13 protein-coding genes are annotated in these 18,558 nt (G+C 51.0%); 11 read left to right on the top strand and 2 right to left on the bottom strand.

Features of this window, described 5'->3' with window-relative positions; translation table 11 throughout:
• The first annotated feature begins 73 nt into the window (after positions 1 to 73).
• The 10 genes from traA (at position 74) to traN (ending at position 16,048) form a co-directional block, all read left to right on the top strand.
• Entirely contained in the window at positions 74 to 391 is a 318-nt protein-coding gene (traA, locus tag O1721_RS23695) for a TraA family conjugative transfer protein (RefSeq protein WP_064754699.1), read from the top strand.
• Positions 392 to 591: 200 nt separating this feature from the next.
• A complete protein-coding gene (locus tag O1721_RS23690; protein WP_000606835.1) occupies positions 592 to 6,078 on the top strand; it encodes an Ig-like domain-containing protein in 5,487 nt (1,828 codons plus the stop codon).
• Positions 6,079 to 6,226: 148 nt separating this feature from the next.
• Complete coding sequence (locus O1721_RS23685; RefSeq protein ID WP_001259346.1) at positions 6,227 to 6,934, top strand: DsbC family protein; 708 nt, start codon at positions 6,227 to 6,229, stop codon at positions 6,932 to 6,934.
• The gene (traC, locus tag O1721_RS23680) at positions 6,931 to 9,378 is read left to right on the top strand and encodes a type IV secretion system protein TraC (protein ID WP_000637384.1); all 2,448 of its coding nucleotides are present in this window, start codon (positions 6,931 to 6,933) and stop codon (positions 9,376 to 9,378) included. Before O1721_RS23685 ends, traC begins: the two co-directional genes overlap by 4 nt.
• A gap of 14 nt (positions 9,379 to 9,392) precedes the next feature.
• Positions 9,393 to 9,710 (top strand): hypothetical protein, encoded by a 318-nt coding sequence (locus O1721_RS23675; RefSeq protein ID WP_000351984.1) that lies wholly within the window; start codon positions 9,393 to 9,395, stop codon positions 9,708 to 9,710.
• The gene (locus tag O1721_RS23670) at positions 9,707 to 10,237 is read left to right on the top strand and encodes a S26 family signal peptidase (RefSeq protein ID WP_001010740.1); all 531 of its coding nucleotides are present in this window, start codon (positions 9,707 to 9,709) and stop codon (positions 10,235 to 10,237) included. Before O1721_RS23675 ends, O1721_RS23670 begins: the two co-directional genes overlap by 4 nt.
• Positions 10,200 to 11,465 (top strand): TrbC family F-type conjugative pilus assembly protein, encoded by a 1,266-nt coding sequence (locus O1721_RS23665; protein WP_001447719.1) that lies wholly within the window; start codon positions 10,200 to 10,202, stop codon positions 11,463 to 11,465. Before O1721_RS23670 ends, O1721_RS23665 begins: the two co-directional genes overlap by 38 nt.
• Positions 11,462 to 12,133, top strand: coding sequence for an EAL domain-containing protein (locus tag O1721_RS23660; RefSeq protein WP_000575345.1), 672 nt, complete (start codon positions 11,462 to 11,464; stop codon positions 12,131 to 12,133). Before O1721_RS23665 ends, O1721_RS23660 begins: the two co-directional genes overlap by 4 nt.
• Positions 12,130 to 13,137 carry a TraU family protein gene (locus O1721_RS23655; RefSeq protein WP_000983282.1) on the top strand — a complete coding sequence of 336 codons (1,008 nt, stop codon included), beginning with the start codon at positions 12,130 to 12,132 and terminating at the stop codon, positions 13,135 to 13,137. Before O1721_RS23660 ends, O1721_RS23655 begins: the two co-directional genes overlap by 4 nt.
• Positions 13,138 to 13,252: 115 nt before the next feature.
• Complete coding sequence (traN, locus tag O1721_RS23650; protein WP_001256484.1) at positions 13,253 to 16,048, top strand: conjugal transfer mating pair stabilization protein TraN; 2,796 nt, start codon at positions 13,253 to 13,255, stop codon at positions 16,046 to 16,048.
• A 38-nt stretch (positions 16,049 to 16,086) separates the two neighbouring features.
• Here traN and O1721_RS23645 read toward each other — a convergent pair whose 3' ends face one another.
• Both O1721_RS23645 and O1721_RS23640 read right to left on the bottom strand, forming a co-directional pair.
• Positions 16,087 to 16,947, bottom strand: coding sequence for a hypothetical protein (locus tag O1721_RS23645; RefSeq protein WP_000709517.1), 861 nt, complete (start codon positions 16,945 to 16,947; stop codon positions 16,087 to 16,089).
• A 122-nt stretch (positions 16,948 to 17,069) separates the two neighbouring features.
• The gene (locus tag O1721_RS23640) at positions 17,070 to 17,711 is read right to left on the bottom strand and encodes a hypothetical protein (RefSeq protein WP_000796664.1); all 642 of its coding nucleotides are present in this window, start codon (positions 17,709 to 17,711) and stop codon (positions 17,070 to 17,072) included.
• Between the two features lie 294 nt (positions 17,712 to 18,005).
• On the opposite strand from O1721_RS23640, the gene O1721_RS23635 reads away from it, so the two are divergent.
• Positions 18,006 to 18,326, top strand: coding sequence for a hypothetical protein (locus O1721_RS23635; protein ID WP_000547566.1), 321 nt, complete (start codon positions 18,006 to 18,008; stop codon positions 18,324 to 18,326).
• The last annotated feature ends 232 nt before the right edge of the window (positions 18,327 to 18,558 follow it).

Here is an 18,558-nt window from a genome sequence, read left to right as displayed (position 1 = left end):
GTTCTTGATGAACGCAAATCAGTTGGCGAATGCCTCAAGTAAAAACAACGCACTCTTCCTCTTCCTGGGGTTGATGGTGGTAGCCTTCCTGCTCGTGCCGGATCAGGCCCACGCTGGTACTGGTGGTACAGCGTTTGACGACGTATGGGTAACTCTCAAGGATTGGACCCAAGGTACTTTGGGTCGAATCGTTGCGGGTGCGATGATCCTGGTCGGTGTTGTTGGTGGTATCGCTCGCCAGAGCCTCATGGCTTTCGCTATGGGTATCGGTGGCGGTATGGGCCTGTACAACTCCCCGACCGTAGTGGAATCCATCATGTCTGCTACTCTGGAACATGCAGAGAAGGTCATCCCGGCTGTTGTGCAACTCAGCAATGGCCTGGGGGTGTAAAAGACACCTTGCCGTTAATCAACGGGTGATAGGGGCAGCCTAAAAGCTGCCCTTATTTTTTGGCAAAAAGTCCAGTCATAACAAATTCCAACTATTTCCTTATTTGCTCAAAAAGGGCACTTCCACAGCCCATGTTTATGCACTCCCTCCCGTAACCTCCAGCATTGGGTTCTTGTAACTCAAAACGAATGGAGAATGCGATGATCAATTTCAAGCCTAAAATTCCGGCGATGCTTGGGGCTCTGGCGGTTCTTACCGCTGGTGCTGCTCATGCAGAGCTGCTGGAATACACCTTTAAGGCTCCAGATGGTACGCAACGGTCTCTGACTCCGAATGCCAACTATGCCAACCCAACGGGCAATATCTCGTTTGCCTTGAGTGCCGGTATCGACCGAAAGGTAAAGATTTCGGTGCTTCGGTCGGATGGAACAGTGGTTTCGACAGCGACCAGCCACCTTCTTGGGGCTACTGATCGCATCACAGTGGGTGGAAAATCCTACTATGGTGCGGAACTTCAACTACCAGCTCCAGTTGGTGGGGCATACACTATCAGGGCGGAAATTCTTGCCTCTGATGGTTCTACAGTACAGACGGATGAATACCCTCTTACTGTCGATGTGACGCCGCCAACCTACTCTTCGCTTGCCCCGGTTTATAGTAACTATGGGCAGGTTACTAGCGGTGATGTTTGGAAACTGGGTCTAGGTGGCTCTGAGGATAATGCCTTTTTGCTGTCAGGAATCTCTGATGAGTCACCCATCAAAGGCGTCAAAGCAAAGCTGTATCGTCAAGACGGTTCACTCTACAAAGATGTATCCGTGAACTACGATGACGCTAACGGACAAGCTAGACAGTCTTTCCAATCTGGCTTTTTCCCAGCCTCTGACTTGGATGAAGTGTTTACACTTCAGTTTGAGATAAGCGATAGCGCTGGAAATAGCTATCTTTCACCTCGTCAAAAAGTGATGTTTGATAGCATAACCAATGCTCCGTCTGCACCTTTTGGTGTTTATGACCCTTCAAGTACAAACAACTTAGGCCCTGGATTAACCGGATTTGTTGCTTACACTGAGGGCATGACAGTTAAAACTAACCCAATCAAGTTAGCTTGGCGTGTTCCGCGTGATAACTGGCATGAGTATAGAGAAGGTGGGATAAATATGACCAATGCCTTGGGAGAGATGTCCAAGGTAGGAGAAGATGCCAGCTATGTTTATCTCGTCACAACCGCACCTTATGGCAATACCGACGGCAATTATTGGCGTTGGGTGAACTTCGGCCAGTGGGGGGGAGGCGGTATTGCTTATAACCTCACACTCTCTCCATCAGCGCCTAAAAGTCCCAGACTTTTGGGTGTGGACTACAATTACAGTGATATAGGATGGTCTAGTTTTTACCGCTACTGGGTGAACAATTCTGTTCTTCCTGTCACTGTTAGTAGTATCCGTGTCAAAGTTGAACCAAGGCCTTACGTTCAAACTGCCGTTCACAGGGGAAGCTGTGAAATTCCTGTTGGTCAAGATAGCTGCGTGATTGCAAATAGCTTCACAATGGCTAAAGGCACAACAGGGTACGTCCACGATAATGCGACAGTTTTCAATCCGGATAAATCTCTTCGCTCGAATCCTCTTTGGGCAGAGGTTAACTGGAACGATCAGCACTACCCTCAGCTAAGTCAGCAGTTCGATCAAAATAGCAAGGTATTTACCTTATTCGTTAACCAGCCAGGACGAGGCGCTTACTTTGATAGGCTGCGTCTGCGAAGTGCATGGATTGAAGATAGCAAAGGCAACAAGCTGTCTCCAACTGGTGGGTTAATAGCCAACAACTGGGAGAACTACACTTACCAGTGGGATCTTAAAACTCTCCCTGAGGGGCAATACAGTCTTGTTGCCGCAGCAGAGGAGATGCACGGGCCTTTAACGCGACAACCAATGTTCCAGATAACGTCTGATAGAACGCCACCAACCATGACACTCAGTGTGGCAGATGGAGCAGCTATCCAGACTCTAGATGATGTTGTTATTACCTTGGCTGATGCTATCGACCCTTCACCTAAATTGACCTCTATTGCCCTTGTAGGGGGGCCTGCCAATGACAAGGTGCAGTTGTCTTGGCGTGAGGAGTCGAAAGGTCGATTCCGCCTTGAGTACCCGGTAATGTTCCCTTCTTTGAAGGAAGGGGAATCTTACACGCTGACTGTTTCCGGTGAGGATGCACAAGGCAATGCGGTTCAAAAGGCTGTTGGCTTCGAGTACAAACCTCGTCAGGTAATGCTGGCGGATGGGATGGATGGCAAGGTCATGGTCCCCGCTGTCACTCATGAATTTGTTCATGCAGATGGCAAACGGATCATCGAAACCAAGCCGCTGACGCTCAGTGATGGTGCTGTCGTGACAGGTTCATACGACGTGTTTGCGACCCTACGTTCTGATGCGAAAGTACCGCTGGTGGTTAATGGGGTGCGTATCGAGCCAGGCCAGACAATGGGGATCATGAGCCAACATGATTTCGGTGCGTCAGGTGGTCGTTTGAGCATTCCGGTTAAACCTGCTGTTCCTGATGTGGTCGGCTCTTCCAGCCTTCTTGTCATGACCTCCGCGCCGAACTCACCCATCTTGGTTGTGGACATCAATACCTGGAAAGGGACGGCTAAGCTCTCTGCTGAATCATGGACAATTCGCCAGGTCATTGACCCAGTGAAAATCTATGCCCTGCCAGAGTCGGGTGTGCCTTGCCGGTTCACCACGAAAGAGGATGTGGCTATGGCCGCAGACCCAATTCGTGACCCGGTGTGTTTGCTCCAGTGGGACAGAACTCCAGATGAGGCTGAACAAACTACGCAGGACAACAACGGGATGAAAGTTGCTGGGCTGGTGGGGCAGGCTGTGAGCATTGGTGAACAACCTGTCGAATACAGCCTGTACCTGTTCAGTGGTGACGGTTCCAAGGTAAAAGTTGGGTCTGGCTCTCAGAACCTGACGGTAACTACTGCCTATGGCTCTGTTGGCTACACCCCGATTGATGACATTGCTCAGGTGAATCGCGTCATTGAAGATTTTGATGTGAACTTCAAGCAGAGCAAGGGGCCAGACTGTTCTATAACCCTCAGCGCAGACCGTGCGAAAAAAGAGGCCGCGAACAAGGCTGTTGGTAGTGCAAGCCGTGCCTGTCTGTTCGAGTGGCAGCAGATCCCCGATGGATTGGTCCAAGACCCGTTATCGGAATCACCTTCGCTCTCTGGTTCATTGGCCTCCAACGGCGTTCATCCACTGGGGTGGCGGGTAAGTATTTTCACCCGTAACGGCACTAGGGTGACGTTGAACGACGAGACTTTCAATGTCGAAGCGGTTGACCCACCAGCTCCGACCGTTGAACTAGCCTCCGACTACAACTTCAAAGACAACATCTACTTGGTGCCGATGACAGGTAACTACCTGGGTGATGCCATTATCAACTCTGAACGAGCTGATCTGGATATTGCCATATCGCGCAACTCGGATGTTCTTGAGTCTGAGACCTTCACTCCGGGATGGGGTGCCACCAATAAGGTGTATCGCCGCATCAATACCGATGAGCGAGCGTTGTGGGAGGAGACCACCTACAAGGTGAACGCGGCCTACAACAAGGTGCCTGATGTGAAGACTGAGGTTGTCTACCGGGCTATCTCTGCACCTTCTGACAGTATCCGTCCTATCGTTGAAGTTAAAGGTGATACCGCGATTGACACCCAGGCATTGCCGGTTAGGGTTCTCATCCGTGATCAGTACAAACCTGATGGTGACTATGACGCTAACACGATGGGGGTGTGGAAAGTACGCCTGATCCAGCAAAAGGCCTACAACGAGACGGTTGCGCTCACTGATTATGCGGAAGCATCGAACGGTGAAGCTCAGTTCTCAGTAGACCTGTCTGGTGTGGATACTTCCTCCGTCCGTATCGCTGCTGAGGCTGTTCTGGAAAGCCCTGTTGAGGGTTACAACCGCACAGAGTTGTCTATCAGACCTGCCTTCTTGACAGTGCTTCGCGGTGGTGCCATCGGTGCTGGCGTGGAGGCTCGCAAGTTGTCTGGTGAAGCTCCGTTCACTGCTGTGTTCAAGCTATCTTTGGACGACCGTCAGGATCTCCGGGCTACCGGCCAGGTTGTGTGGGAAACCAGTAAGGACGACGGTAAAACCTGGGAGCAGTTCATCCCAGAAGATCGATACAAGTATCAGCTTGTGAAGACCTTCGACAAGGGGGAGTACCAGGTTCGGGCCAAGGTGGTGAACGTCAACTCAGGTGCGGAAAAGTACACCGAAGCGGTCAGTGTTGTCGCTTACGACAAACCTGATATTGCTGTTATCGGCCCGACCACGTTGTTTGTCGGAAGTGAAGGCAAGTACACAGCGAACCTGACGTTGAACGATGAGCCAATCTCCGGTGGCAATGCCATTGTTGAGTGGTCTACTGACGGTGGCAAAACCTACGCGCAGACAGGGGATAGCATCACGCTTTCGAGCGATGAAGAAACCCGATACCGCCTGTGGGCTCGTGTGCGCTCTGCCACGGCACCGGCTGATGACGGCTATGCCTATGAAGTTGCGAAAACGGCGGTTGACTTCCGAGCAGTGAAGGCACCTCGTCCTTACGTGACAGGGCCGCGAGTTATTGAGACCGGTAAGAAGTATGTGTTCAAAGCCGAAACCAGCCTGCCTTACCGTGGGATGGACGTGAAGCTGAACGGGTTCTTCACGCTGCCTGATGGCTCGATTGTGCAGGGTGATACTGCTGAGTACGAACCCTCTGACACTGACCTCAATCAGGCTACTGTAGAAACGAAGTACACCACCTGGATCGAAGGATACCGAGATCAGGGTGCAGAGGCTTCGCATAGCCTACGCTCCCGCGTTTGGCAGTATGTATGGCCGAGCTTCGGAATGCAGGTTAGGAAGAACGCAGACGTGGCTCCTGCGACGATCACCGCGTCAGTGCGGCCAATTGCCTTCAACGGCAAGCTGGAAGAGCCGACCTACGAGTGGGAGTTGCCGGAAGGCGCTGTGATTCAGGATCAGCGGCAGGATATTGTCCGGTCCTTTGTGATCAATGAGCCGGGTGATTACAACATCAAGGTCACTGTCCGTGATGCTCGCGGCCATGAGACCGTGATCGAGCAACCGCTCAAGATCGGCCAGGCAGCGCCCTATGCCATTGACCTGCAATACTCTGGCTCGAACAAATACGAGCGTGAGCCTCTGGATGTGCTGTTGCGACCGTACATTTCTGGCGGCCACCCACGCGACCGTATTTCGACTCGTGTTTATTCGGTAGATGGTACACCGTTGGAAAGCAGTGGTTACTACGGCAGAGCAACTCTGGGCGCTGGTGAGCACAGCATCAAGCTGAAAATAACCTCAGAAATGGGGCATGAAGCTGAGGGCGAGGTGAACATCAATGTTGCAGAGAACAAGTTGCCTGCATGTAGCCTGAGCTCACGAGAGACCGTTGGGTCGTGGATCGTCTATGCGAACTGCGAAGATACCGATGGCCGCATGAAGTCCTACGAATGGACCATTGCCGGTGAGTTGCAGAGCATCAGCTCTGATCGAGTGACTATCAGCAAGGGCACCTATGAAACGATGCCGACCATCTCTCTGGTTGGGGTCGATGACTCTGGGGGCAAATCCGAAGCTGTTACCATGAACTAAGGTTCATTCCTCTCAAAGCCCGGTTCAGACCGGGCTTTTTTTTGTATCGCGCTGGAATTGTCCAAATTGGGCTATTACAGAGGCGAGTCTATTTCCATCCCCCGGATACACTGCCCAGCATCCAGTAATCCAATCTTAGGGGATAGACATGCGGACAAAATTACTTGGGGCGCTGATGGTGTTCGGGATTATTACCGGCACGGCTCATGCGTCATCGAAATTGGAAATCACCGATCCCAGAGCGGCGAAGATAGAGGACATTGTAGAGCTACCCATCAAAGGGGTTCGAGCCGTCCAAAGTGATGGGCAGATCATGTTCCTCTCTGAAAACGGACGATTTGTTATTTCAGGACAAATCTACGACCTGTGGAGCAAGAAGCCCCTCAACACGATGTCCCAAATGAGGGATGTAGCGGAGCGTATCCACTTCAAGAGCATGGGCATGGATGTGGACACGCTGAACACTGTGTCGATGGGGCGTGGTGACAAAGAGGTGGTGGTCTTTGTTGATCCTAGGTGCGCGGTTTGCCATCAGCTCATGGGTGATGCCAAATCGCTGGTGGATGATTACACCTTTAAATTTATCGTGATTCCAGCTCTGGGTGCTGAGTCCAACCGCCTGGCAAAAAACTTGTACTGCGCGAAAGACAAAACCCACGCGCTTGATGCGCTGATGAACAACACCCTGGGTTCCCTTCCTTCAAAAGAAACCTGCGACCCCGGCCAATACGACCAAACGCTGCTGACAGCTCATTTCATTGGGATTGAGGGCGTTCCGTTCGTTGTTGCTCCGGATGGTCGTGTCAGCAAAGGACGTCCGAAGAACCTGAAATCATGGTTGGAGAGTGCTGAATGATCGTAACCATCAAAAAGAAACTCGAAGAAACGTTGATCCCGGAGCACTTGCGAGCTGCCGGGATTATTCCTGTCCTGGCCTATGACGAAGACGATCATGTCTTCCTTATGGATGATCACAGTGCAGGCTTTGGTTTCATGTGTGAGCCCCTGTGTGGTGCCGATGAAAAAGTTCAGGAGCGAATGAACGGTTTCCTGAATCAGGAGTTCCCGTCGAAGACTACGCTCCAGTTTGTCCTGTTCCGCTCCCCGGACATCAATCAGGAGATGTACCGGATGATGGGTTTGCGTGATGGCTTCCGTCACGAGCTGCTGACATCTGTTATCAAGGAACGGATTAACTTCCTCCAGCACCACACGACAGATCGCATATTTGCCAAGACCAACAAAGGTATCTACGACAATGGCTTGATCCAAGACCTCAAGCTGTTCGTTACGTGCAAAGTCCCCATCAAGAACAATAACCCGACTGAAAGCGAACTCCAGCAGCTCGCACAGCTTCGCACGAAGGTCGAATCATCGCTTCAAACCGTTGGTCTGCGTCCTCGCACAATGACGGCGGTGAACTACATCCGGATCATGAGCACCATCCTGAATTGGGGGCCAGATGCTTCATGGCGACATGACTCTGTGGATTGGGAGATGGATAAGCCCATCTGCGAGCAAATCTTCGATTACGGCACCGACGTGGAAGTCAGCAAGAATGGCATCAGGCTGGGTGACTACCACGCGAAAGTCATGTCAGCGAAAAAGCTGCCTGACGTTTTCTACTTTGGTGATGCGTTGACCTATGCCGGGGATCTCAGCGGCGGCAATTCCAGCATCAAAGAAAACTACATGGTCGTGACCAATGTTTTTTTCCCTGAGGCAGAAAGCACGAAAAACACTCTGGAGCGCAAACGCCAGTTCACTGTAAACCAAGCCTACGGGCCGATGCTCAAATTCGTGCCGGTGCTGGCGGACAAGAAGGAGAGCTTCGACACTCTCTATGAGTCCATGAAAGAGGGGGCTAAGCCAGTCAAGATCACCTACTCGGTGGTTTTATTTGCTCCAACCAAAGAACGTGTTGAAGCGGCGGCGATGGCCGCACGAAACATCTGGCGTGAATCTCGGTTCGAGCTGATGGAGGACAAGTTCGTTGCTCTGCCGATGTTCCTCAACTGCCTGCCATTCTGTACCGACCGGGATGCAGTGCGAGACCTATTCCGCTACAAGACCATGACAACCGAGCAGGCTGCTGTGGTCCTGCCGGTGTTTGGGGAATGGAAGGGGACCGGGACCTATCATGCAGCGCTGATTTCCCGCAACGGCCAGCTCATGAGTCTGTCTCTTCACGACAGTAATACCAACAAGAACCTGGTGATCGCAGCCGAATCCGGCTCGGGTAAATCGTTCCTTACCAACGAACTGATTTTTTCCTACTTGTCCGAGGGGGCTCAGGTCTGGGTTATTGATGCCGGTAAGTCCTACCAGAAGTTGTCGGAAATGCTCAATGGCGACTTCGTTCACTTTGAAGAAGGAACGCACGTCTGCCTCAACCCGTTTGAGCTCATACAGAACTACGAGGACGAAGAAGACGCGATAGTCAGCCTCGTTTGTGCGATGGCTTCGGCTAAGGGCTTGCTGGATGAATGGCAAATCTCTGCGTTGAAACAGGTCCTTTCTCGCCTGTGGGAAGAGAAAGGTAAAGAGATGAAGGTTGACGACATCGCTGAGCGCTGCCTGGAAGAAGAAAATGACCAGCGCCTCAAGGATATTGGTCAGCAGCTCTACGCCTTTACGTCGCAGGGCAGCTACGGGAAATACTTCTCTCGCAAGAACAACGTCAGCTTCCAGAACCAGTTCACTGTACTGGAGCTCGATGAACTGCAAGGGCGTAAGCACTTGCGTCAGGTTGTACTACTCCAGCTTATTTACCAGATCCAGCAAGAAGTATTCCTGGGTGAACGTAACCGCAAGAAAGTCGTCATCGTGGATGAGGCCTGGGACCTGCTCAAAGAGGGCGAGGTCTCGGTCTTCATGGAACATGCCTACCGCAAATTCCGTAAGTACGGTGGCTCCGTTGTCATTGCAACGCAGTCCATCAACGACCTCTATGAGAACGCAGTGGGCCGCGCCATCGCGGAGAACTCGGCCAGCATGTACTTGCTCGGCCAAACCGAAGAAACCGTGGAATCTGTTAAACGTAGCGGTCGTCTGACCCTTTCAGAGGGCGGGTTCCACACCCTCAAAACGGTACACACCATCCAAGGCGTGTACTCAGAAATCTTTATCAAATCGAAGAGCGGTATGGGCGTCGGTCGCTTGATAGTGGGCGACTTCCAGAAGCTACTTTATTCGACCGATCCGGTGGACGTTAACGCCATCGACCAGTTTGTGAAACAAGGCATGAGCATACCTGAGGCAATCAAGGCCGTAATGCGAAGCCGTCGGCAGGCTGCATAACCAGGGAGACAGTAATGGACATTAAATCAATCGCAATCGCCGCCATTCTCGGTGCCGCTGGTGGCTTCGGCGGTAGCTACTACGTGATGAGCGAACAAACGGCAAGCATCCATCAGCGTTTGAATCAAACCCCGCCAGTGGTCGTGGTTGACTTCGCTAAAGTGGCGTCGGCGTATCCCGCTGGTGCCTCTCAGGAGGAAGTTGAAAGGCTGATGGTCAAGACCAATGACGCAATTTTGAAGTTGAAAGACGCAGGTTATTTGGTCCTTGACGCAAGTGCTGTCGTCGGGGCTCCAAGTGACGTGTACCTCCCTGATGAGGTGCTGAAATGAATTTTCCACTCAAGAAGTATTTCGTCAAAAAGGAATCCTGGAAGCGCTTCGGGGTTAAGGCAGGTGTGACACTAGTGGTTCTTTGGGCTGCTGGTGCGGCCTTTGCCAGCCGCTACCGTATTGGCATTGATCCACAACAGGAGAAGTGCCTGCCGGGTTACACCTTCTTCCTCATTGATCTGAACGACCAAACTCTGGAGAGGGGAGCGGTTTACGCCTTCCAAGCCAAGAACATGCAGCCTTTCTACAAGGACGGGACTCGCATGGTCAAAATCCTCACCGGTATGCCGGGGGATAAAGTCGAGATCAACGATAAGTGGAAGATCACCGTCAATGGTGATGTCGTCGGAGAGGGGCTCCAGCTCGCAGGGAAACTACATCTGCCAGAGAGCCACTTTTACGGCAAGACCACGCTGAAAGAGAACAACTACTGGTTTATGGGCAAAAGCCCATTCAGCTTCGACTCACGTTACTGGGGGACTGTGAAAAATGATCAGATCATTGGCCGCGCATATCCCCTGTTCTAAGAGCGTTCTGGTGGCGTTGATGTTCTCTGTGGCTGGCGGGGCATACGCTCAAGAGTCTCCGCTCACAGAGCAGGATAAGGCGCTTATTGAGCAAGGAAAGCAAATTGCCCAAAAGGCCCAGAAGATGGAAATGCCATCTCTGTTGCAAAACCAACACATGGACGAGGCTCAGGCCGAAGCCAAGGCATTTTTCAAGCAGCTCCAAACTACTAACCCAACGCTCAAGGAGATGCACCGGAAACAGGCTGAAAAGGGTATCTACTCTGACCATCGGATACTGGTTTTCGCCTCGTTGTCTCTTGGCGAACAGGGGTTAGATGACGTCCTAACGGCGGTGTCAGGCCAGCCTGATTCTGTAATTGTGTTCCGTGGCATCCCGGAAGGAATGAACTTGGGGCAGGGAGTTAAAGCTATTCAGGCGCTCGCGGCCAAAAAAGACCCAGTGCCGAACATCATCATCAACCCTACGTTGTTCAAAACGTACAACATCACAGCCGTTCCCACGATTGTGATGCTGGAGGATGAGCCGCTGCCTGGCGAACAACCAAACGTCGTCGCCCAGGTCTCCGGGTTGTCCGACCCGGTATGGTTGGCTCGGGAAGTGGATAACGGAGAAAAAGGCGATCTCGGCGTTAAGGGGCCGGTGGAGAAAATCAGTGAGCCAGACCTTATTGATGTTGCCAAGAAACGCCTTGCCAATATCGACTGGGAAGAGAAGAAGAAACAGGCTATAGAGCGCTTCTGGACCAAGCAGAATTTCAATGAGCTGCCAAGAGCGCCAAAATCTCGAACACGAGAAATTGACCCTAGCGTCATGATCACCAGTGACATCAGCACTCCGGATGGCACTGTGTTCGCTCACGCGGGTGACGTGATCAACCCATTGTGCGATCCGAAGGAAGTTTGCAAGCCTGGAACGCGGCCATTTACCCAAGCGGTCGTAGTTTTCGACCCGCTGGACAAAAAGCAAATGGAACTACTCGCCAAGAAGCTGCCTGAAATCAAGCTGGAGCCTGGCGTACAACGGATCACCTATATCGCCACAGAGTTCGACAAAGACAAAGGCTGGGATTCCTACAAGAGTGTCACCGACAACTTTGACGCGCCGGTATATCTGCTGACGCCAGATCTGATTACCCGGTTCGAGCTGGAGCACACACCGAGCGTCATTACTGCCAGAGGCAAGAAGTTTGTTGTCCGCGAACTTGCTGAGGAGGGCGGTGAATGATTTTTGCCCCGGCTTTCCAACCAATTAAAGACGTCGGCACAGGTTCGTTTGTCGCTGCTGAGGTACTGGCTCGTTGGTACGACGAAGGCCGGGTTCTTACACCATCCTCTCTGTCATCTCCTCCTTATTGGGGACTGGTGGATATGGAGATGGCACGGTTCATTCAGGACAACCTTCATTATTGCTTGGATCTGTACCCGGCTCTCTTTCTGAATGTCTCCGAACAAACTTTGCAATCAGACGTCATCTTCAAGGCGTGGTGTAGGGTTGTCCGCGACATTGCTAAAAATCACTCATCACGGCTTGTCATCGAGATTACAGAGGGCATTCAGGACGCCTCTCTCGCATCGAGATGGGAGGCTCTGACCGAAATAGGGGTTGAGCTGGCGCTGGATGACTATGGAGACAAAAACTCTTCTCTGGATCGCCTGAGCCGTTATGACTGGCACTATTGCAAGTTTGACGCGAGAAGACTGCGGTCGCTTGAAGACTACCCGGCCATCCTCCACTGCCGCCGAAAAGGCATACAGCTCATTGCTGAGCAGGTGGAGAGCTTCCCATTGGGGGAGAGCGCCAAATTACTTGGACTGTCATGGCAACAAGGTTTCTATCACGGGAAGCCTGCTGTCATGGAGAAAAATTTGAATTACGTAAAGGCCTTACCATGATGCAAAAAATTCTACGGATCATGGCCGTTAGCGCGGTCTTTTGGGTTGGTTCGGTATCGGCTGACCCTGGGTGCCAGAATGCGGAAGTGATCGGCGGAAAACTGATTACTGACATCTGCTGGAGCTGTATTTTCCCTATCAAAGTAGCAGGGGTTCCTATAAGTGGTGGAGGCGGATCATTCCCGAGTGAAGCCGTAAGCAACCCTCTGTGTATGTGCGAGGATAATCTAGGGGTCCCTCGGCCTGGAGTCACCACTTCTATGTGGGAGCCAGCACGGCTCGTTGAATTTCAGAGAGTGCCTGGCTGCTCATCAGTCTTGAATGGTGTCAGGTTCCCGTTTGATAGGACTAACCAAGGGCATCATGGCATGGGAGACATGGATGGTGGTGATGGTTCTTTTATGCACTATCACTACTATGCGTTTCCTCTGTTGGTGATGCTCGATTTATTTATTAAGCAGACCTGTAATGCTGATGGGTATATGGATCTCGACATCATGTACATGTCGGAGCTCGACCCGACCTGGAACAATGATGAGCTCGCTTTTTTTACCAATCCAGAGGCGGCGGCAGTAGCAAACCCAATTGCGGCGGCTGCGTGTACTGCTGATGCTGTCTCATCAACCGCTGGAAAACCTTTAAAACAGCTTTTCTGGTGTGCTGGTTCATGGGGCACCCTGTATCCATTTAGTGGCAACCAGAATGGTGGAAAAGGTGTTATCCGCGATAGCAGTCTTCTTAGCACAAGGGTTCTGGCTGCTTTGCATCGCCGGGGGTTAGCGTGGAAGACAATGGGTTCTGAGGCTATGTGTAGAGGCGTTATTAGCCCAACACTACCCAAAACGCAGTACAAATTCACGCTATTGCATCCGGTTCCAGAGACAAACTCATCTCACGTAATTGGCGAATCCACTCTTACGTGGGGTCTGGCGCGAACTATACCGGCAATTGGGCAAGACCCTATTTACACCATCTGGCGATGGAATGATTGCTGTAACAATTGAGCAGACCCTAACGAATTTGCACGGGCATTTTAGATTATGCCCCAAAAGGGCCACTACACGTACAGGTGGCCCTTGTCTTCTCAGATAGCATGGGAAGGTTGAAATGGAGAACACAATGCGAAGTCATAATTACTTTATGAAAGCTGTGGCCTCGCTGTTGACAGTAACCATGTCTGCGCTGCCGATACATTCCTACGCTAACGGTAGCCAAGACCAGGACATCACAGCGGTGGGTAAAGAGGCCCAGGCTTTCGGACAAAACCTCTCAAACTCATTCAAGTCGAGCTCGGGGACTGTGCAAGATGGCACAATCTCTATGCCGACGTTGAAAGACGGTCAATTCCAAATGAACGGGGGGAGTCAGATTAATGTCAATGATCTATTCCCCGGAACGAGCGGGACCAACAATAAACCTGATAGTTATTACTTCCCTGATGCCAATAAACCTGATGTGGGCGGTCTGCAAGGCATTTACGACTCTGGCGATGACATGGACAGCGTGGGGAATAATGCAAAAGGGTCGCTGTGGAGTGATGCCAATAGTGCTAATCCATCAATCTCTGGTGCGGCATACAAGGTTCTTCTCGATGCCTCTAATCGATCACGCCCTGATTTCAGTAATGACCCGGTACTAAATCTAAGCAAAAAGACCTATGAGGATATGGACCTCATCGCAGGTGGCTTTGGGGATTGTTCTGCCGAAACAACCATCAATCAGAATACTATCAACGCCCACATTCCAGAGTATGAACGGTGTCAGCGTGTTGTAGATCAAAGCGCGGACTGTGAGGTTGTCCATGACTACGACGCCTCTGTGGTGAAGCACTATGATGGTCCATATAACCTCAAATCTTGTGGAGAAGGCTGTACTGAGTTGTGGATTGGTCGAGTGGGGGACAACTACTGGAGTGGTAACTGCAAGATTTATGAGGAGTACACGCGGGTCCAAGTCAGCAATCCAGATGCCATAGTGTCTGCAACGCTTGAATACGCCAAGTGGGATGACTACATGCAAGTGTGGGTCGGTAAGTCCGGCCAAGAGACTAAAGTGTGGTCTGGCCCAGATGGCAACTTCCCTCCAGAAACAGCCGGTAGATGTGAGCTCTCCACGAGTTGGGAGCGAAACCCTAATGTTGATGTCACTCCCTATTTTAAGAACGTGAAAGATGGTGATGTTGTTACGTTTAAGATCCGCGTTTCAGTAAGTGGCGAAGGTGAGGGTTTTGGCCGCATAAAACTCCGCTATGACCCATCGAAAGCCATTACCAAGGATGAGTGGGCTCCACAGAGCTGCATGGATTCAGCCAAAGGGGTGGTAGATGGTTTTGCGGAAGGCGAGATCACATGTATAGATGACCCGACTGATGCTACTGGCTGCACAGTCATCAATGGGATCAAAGTTTGCGAATCTCAACTCAAGCCGTCACCTTTGCCTGGTATTCCAAAACTATGCAAAAAGGTTCGAGTTAAAGCTGACTATGACTTCTATAAGGGGCAAATGGACTGCTGGACAGACCCTCAAGGTGAAACGCACTGTCCGGTAAACACGGGCGGGAATCTCGATAGCTGTCAGAAATATGAAGAAAACCCTCAGTGCGGCTTCATCAGTTCCAAATGTGTTGATGGTGCTCAGGGAAGTTCTGGTACGTGCTACGTCCACGAGGATACTTATGACTGTGGTACAGATGTTTCTGTTCCGACCTTGGAAAAGGAAACTGAGTACCAGTGCGGTGGGCCTATACGCTGCATGGGAGATGACTGCCTTGATTTGACCAAAACACAAAGCACTGATTTTGCTCGCGCTACTGCGTTGCTCAATGCAGCCCAATTCATGACGCAGGATATGAGCTGCACAGGCCAAGATGGGGATGACAATCCTACCGGGGATGAAAACGTTATTTGCTCTGCTTTTGCAGGGGAAGCTGGCGAATGCAAGATAGCTGTTGGGGGAGTTTCTGATTGCTGTGAAAAGCCAACCAATATATCTCTTGCCGATTATCTGAACCTAATAATGGCCGTTCCAAAGCTCGATGGCGCAGTGATGGGGCTGACTGATGGTAATGCGCTTAAAGGTGCTTATCAGGTACTTAGGGAACCTGCCCTTCAAGGGTGGACAGAAGTCACAAAACCGTTCACAAGTTATATAGAGAACGTTTCAGGTGCTGTTGATTCGTTCTTCCAGCCTGTAGAGCAGTTTGTTGATCAACTCATTGACCAGCTCAAAGAGCAAGTCAAAGAAGTGATGATGGATGTCATGAAATCAGCAGGCCAAGATGCAGCAACAGAGCAGGCGGCTGCCGCAGCATCTGAACAAGCTGCCGAAGCAATGATGGAGACTGCGACAACATGGCTTAGCACTGCCATGACGATATATACCGTCTATGTCGTTGCGATGGTGATGATCCAGATGATTTATAAGTGCGAGGAAGAAGAGTTCACTATGAACGCAAAAAGAGCGCTCAAGAATTGCACCTATGTAGGCTCTTATTGTAAATCTAAGGTGTTGGGCGCTTGTATTGAAAAAAGAGAAGCGTATTGCTGCTTCAATTCTCCGCTCTCTCGTATTATACAAGAACAGGTTCGCCCTCAATTGGGGCAGAACTTTGGAGACCCCAAAAATCCTCAGTGTGAAGGGATTCCACTAGATAAAATTGCCGAAATTGATTGGAGCAAAATTAATTTGGATGAGTGGCTTGGGATATTACAGCAGAACGGTAAATTCCCTGATCCGGCCTCAATAAATCTCGACTCGCTGACTGGAGCAGGGAATGACTTCAATATTGACGGGACGCGGAAGAATGCTCAGGAAAGGGCGTTGGAGCGGTTGGAAGGGATTGATATTGACGCGAAGCGAAAAGAGGCGACAAACAGCATAGACCCTCAAACAGGCGCGCCAACTGGTGGTGGATAAAAAAAGGGGCCTTTCGGCCCCTTTCTCATGTAGATTGATTACGCTTCTGGGTAAACAAATAACTCTGCTTTTCCCTGATCAAGAAGGTAAGGGAAAGCAACTTTTTCGCCATTATCCAGCTCAACCGATTTTGGAGCAAGGTAGAGGTAGGCCCAAGCTGGTAGCTGTTTGCTAATAGCTGCGTAGATCGCTTGCTGAGGAGCATGGCTTGCTGCCCCATTACCGACATTCACAAAGTTGTATGCGGTCTCATGGCCTGATGTGAAGGCATACGCTGTACCTTGAACGCCAGAGACAAAATTAGGAGCTGACCCTAGGCGAGGCTCCACGATTTTCACCTTAACGGAACACATGTCAGCTACCTTACTTTGTCCGTTCACCCACGTCGGGCAACCCCATTCATTCTTGTAGAACTGATAGGTTAGGCGACCGTCTTTGTCATACAGAAGCGTGAAATTGGCACCCAAATCAGTCAGCGCTGACTCAATGGAAACTTTCACATGTGAAAGAAATTTGGCCTGAGCGTCTGCCGGTGAAACTGCTTCGTTAGCAGGCATCCAAGCGATCAAGCTATTGCGAGCGCCATGCTGTTTGGGGCCGATAGCCCAGTTCGCAAGGTTGACCAAGCCACCTTGCCAGTCGGTCATTCCGAGCTGAGGGGACATGTAGCCAGACAGCACGTAGGCTGCCCCAAACGTTTTGGTGTCGGTCAGACGCTCCAGCTTGTCACGCGGAACAGAAGCGTCTTGGATGCCTGTTACCAGGCCACCGGCCTCCGCGATGTTGTAAGCGCGACTGTGATTGGTTTTGTACGCTGTGGGTTCGTAACTGCTGGTGGATGCACAGCCAGATAGAGCTGCTACAGCCAGAGCCACGGTGGTGATTAAAGCCTTTTTCATGTTGTTCTCCGTTCTTACCTGAGTTGAATCTGATTTACTTCGATAATATCACAGCATCAAAAAATGCAACCATAAAAGACAAAAAAAAGCCCCTCGGGCGAGGGGCAAAGGTTTGGGCTGGGTTATGCTGCTTTTGTTTTCTCGGCTTCGTCTGCGATTTCCTTGTCGCCGGTTGCAGATTCCGGAGCGGCTTCGGCCACTTCACCTTCTTTGCCTTTGCTGTGGGCGGAAATGCGAGCCCGTTTCTCGATGCCGATGATTCGACCGGCCAGCTTGATGAGGCGTTGCTGCCATTGGTAAGTGGCGTCGGTGCGCTGCTTGCTGGTCAGTACGGTGTTCAGCCAGAGAGTGTCAACGATCCCCATCAGGGTATCCAGTTTGCGGATCAGGTGTGCAAACTGAGCAACCTGAGGAGAGTTGATCTCGATGGTGTATTCATTCGGGTTGGTGTAGCCGGGCATCATGTCGATGCCGTTGTCTTCCATCAGCTTGTTGAGCTGGGCGGTAGCTTTGTCCAGGTCTTCGGAGACCTTGGAAATGTGTTCCAGGATGACGGTTTCAACCTGGTCGATTTCGTCCTGCTCACCGATGATGCGAAGGATCACGTCGATGGAGAACAGGGAGTTGGAAACTCGCTCAAAGCTGCGTTCCATGACGCGCTGAGCTTGGAGGCTGTTTACTTTCAGAACTTGCTTGAAAACAGGGCGAGAGTAGTGGTTGCTGCGGTCGTTGTTTGTGTCCAGTGCTACTTGTGCTTCTGCCATTAGAGATACTCCTAAATTTGAGGTACAGATAAACGCACTGGAAAGGATAAATGCGGTCAATCTGTAACCTGACCTCTCGAAGTGCCCAAAATGGACAGTTACAGCGTTTTCTGTTTAGCAAAGGTGAGCTATATTTGAATCATCTTAGTCGCTCTGCGGCTATAGGTGAGATAGCTGGTCTCCGAAAACAAACAGCATCTAGTCTTATGCCGTATGGCATTACTTAACCCCAAGCCGGGGGCTTCTCCCGGTTTTCGGGTGTTGCCCCTGTTTTTTTTACATAGGAGCAACACCATGCACATCATCACTTTCATTGTAGTTCTGCTTGCATCTCTGGGCGCACTGTACGTAGGCGCGAAGGCATTTGCTTTTTCCTTCATCGTTCTCGCTAAAGTGTTCCAGCGTATCGGTTTGTTCCTTTGGAACAAATTCGCAGTTCCTGCAATGCGGTCTGTACAGGCCGTCATCAAAGAACGTGCTGCCAAGGCTGAACAAGCCAAAGCAGTCGTTGAACCTGAGGTAACTCAAGTTCAAGAAGTCGCTAAACAAGAACCTGACTGGGATTATCTCGAAATCCCGACTTACCTTCGTAAGGGCAAGGAACTTGTTTGGTAATAACTGTCGCTGAGTAATCTTCGACACTTTCAAACCCATCGGGGCAACCATACCCCGACGGGGATGTTGCCCCTTTTTGCTTAGGAGCAACATCATGGAAATCGCTATCATCGCTTTGTGTATCCCTGCTGGTTGGGCAATCTCTCGTCCTTTCGTGAGAATCGCTGAATCGTTCGGTTACTGCTGATAGTCAACGCAAAGGGAGGGGGCAACCCCTCTCTTTCTGGTCAAG

It is taken from the genome of Enterobacter cloacae complex sp. HYC033_NIDB, from assembly GCF_056673335.1.
The sequence above is the reverse complement of the archived record's forward strand: the minus strand, read 5'-3'. Positions and strand labels throughout refer to the sequence as shown.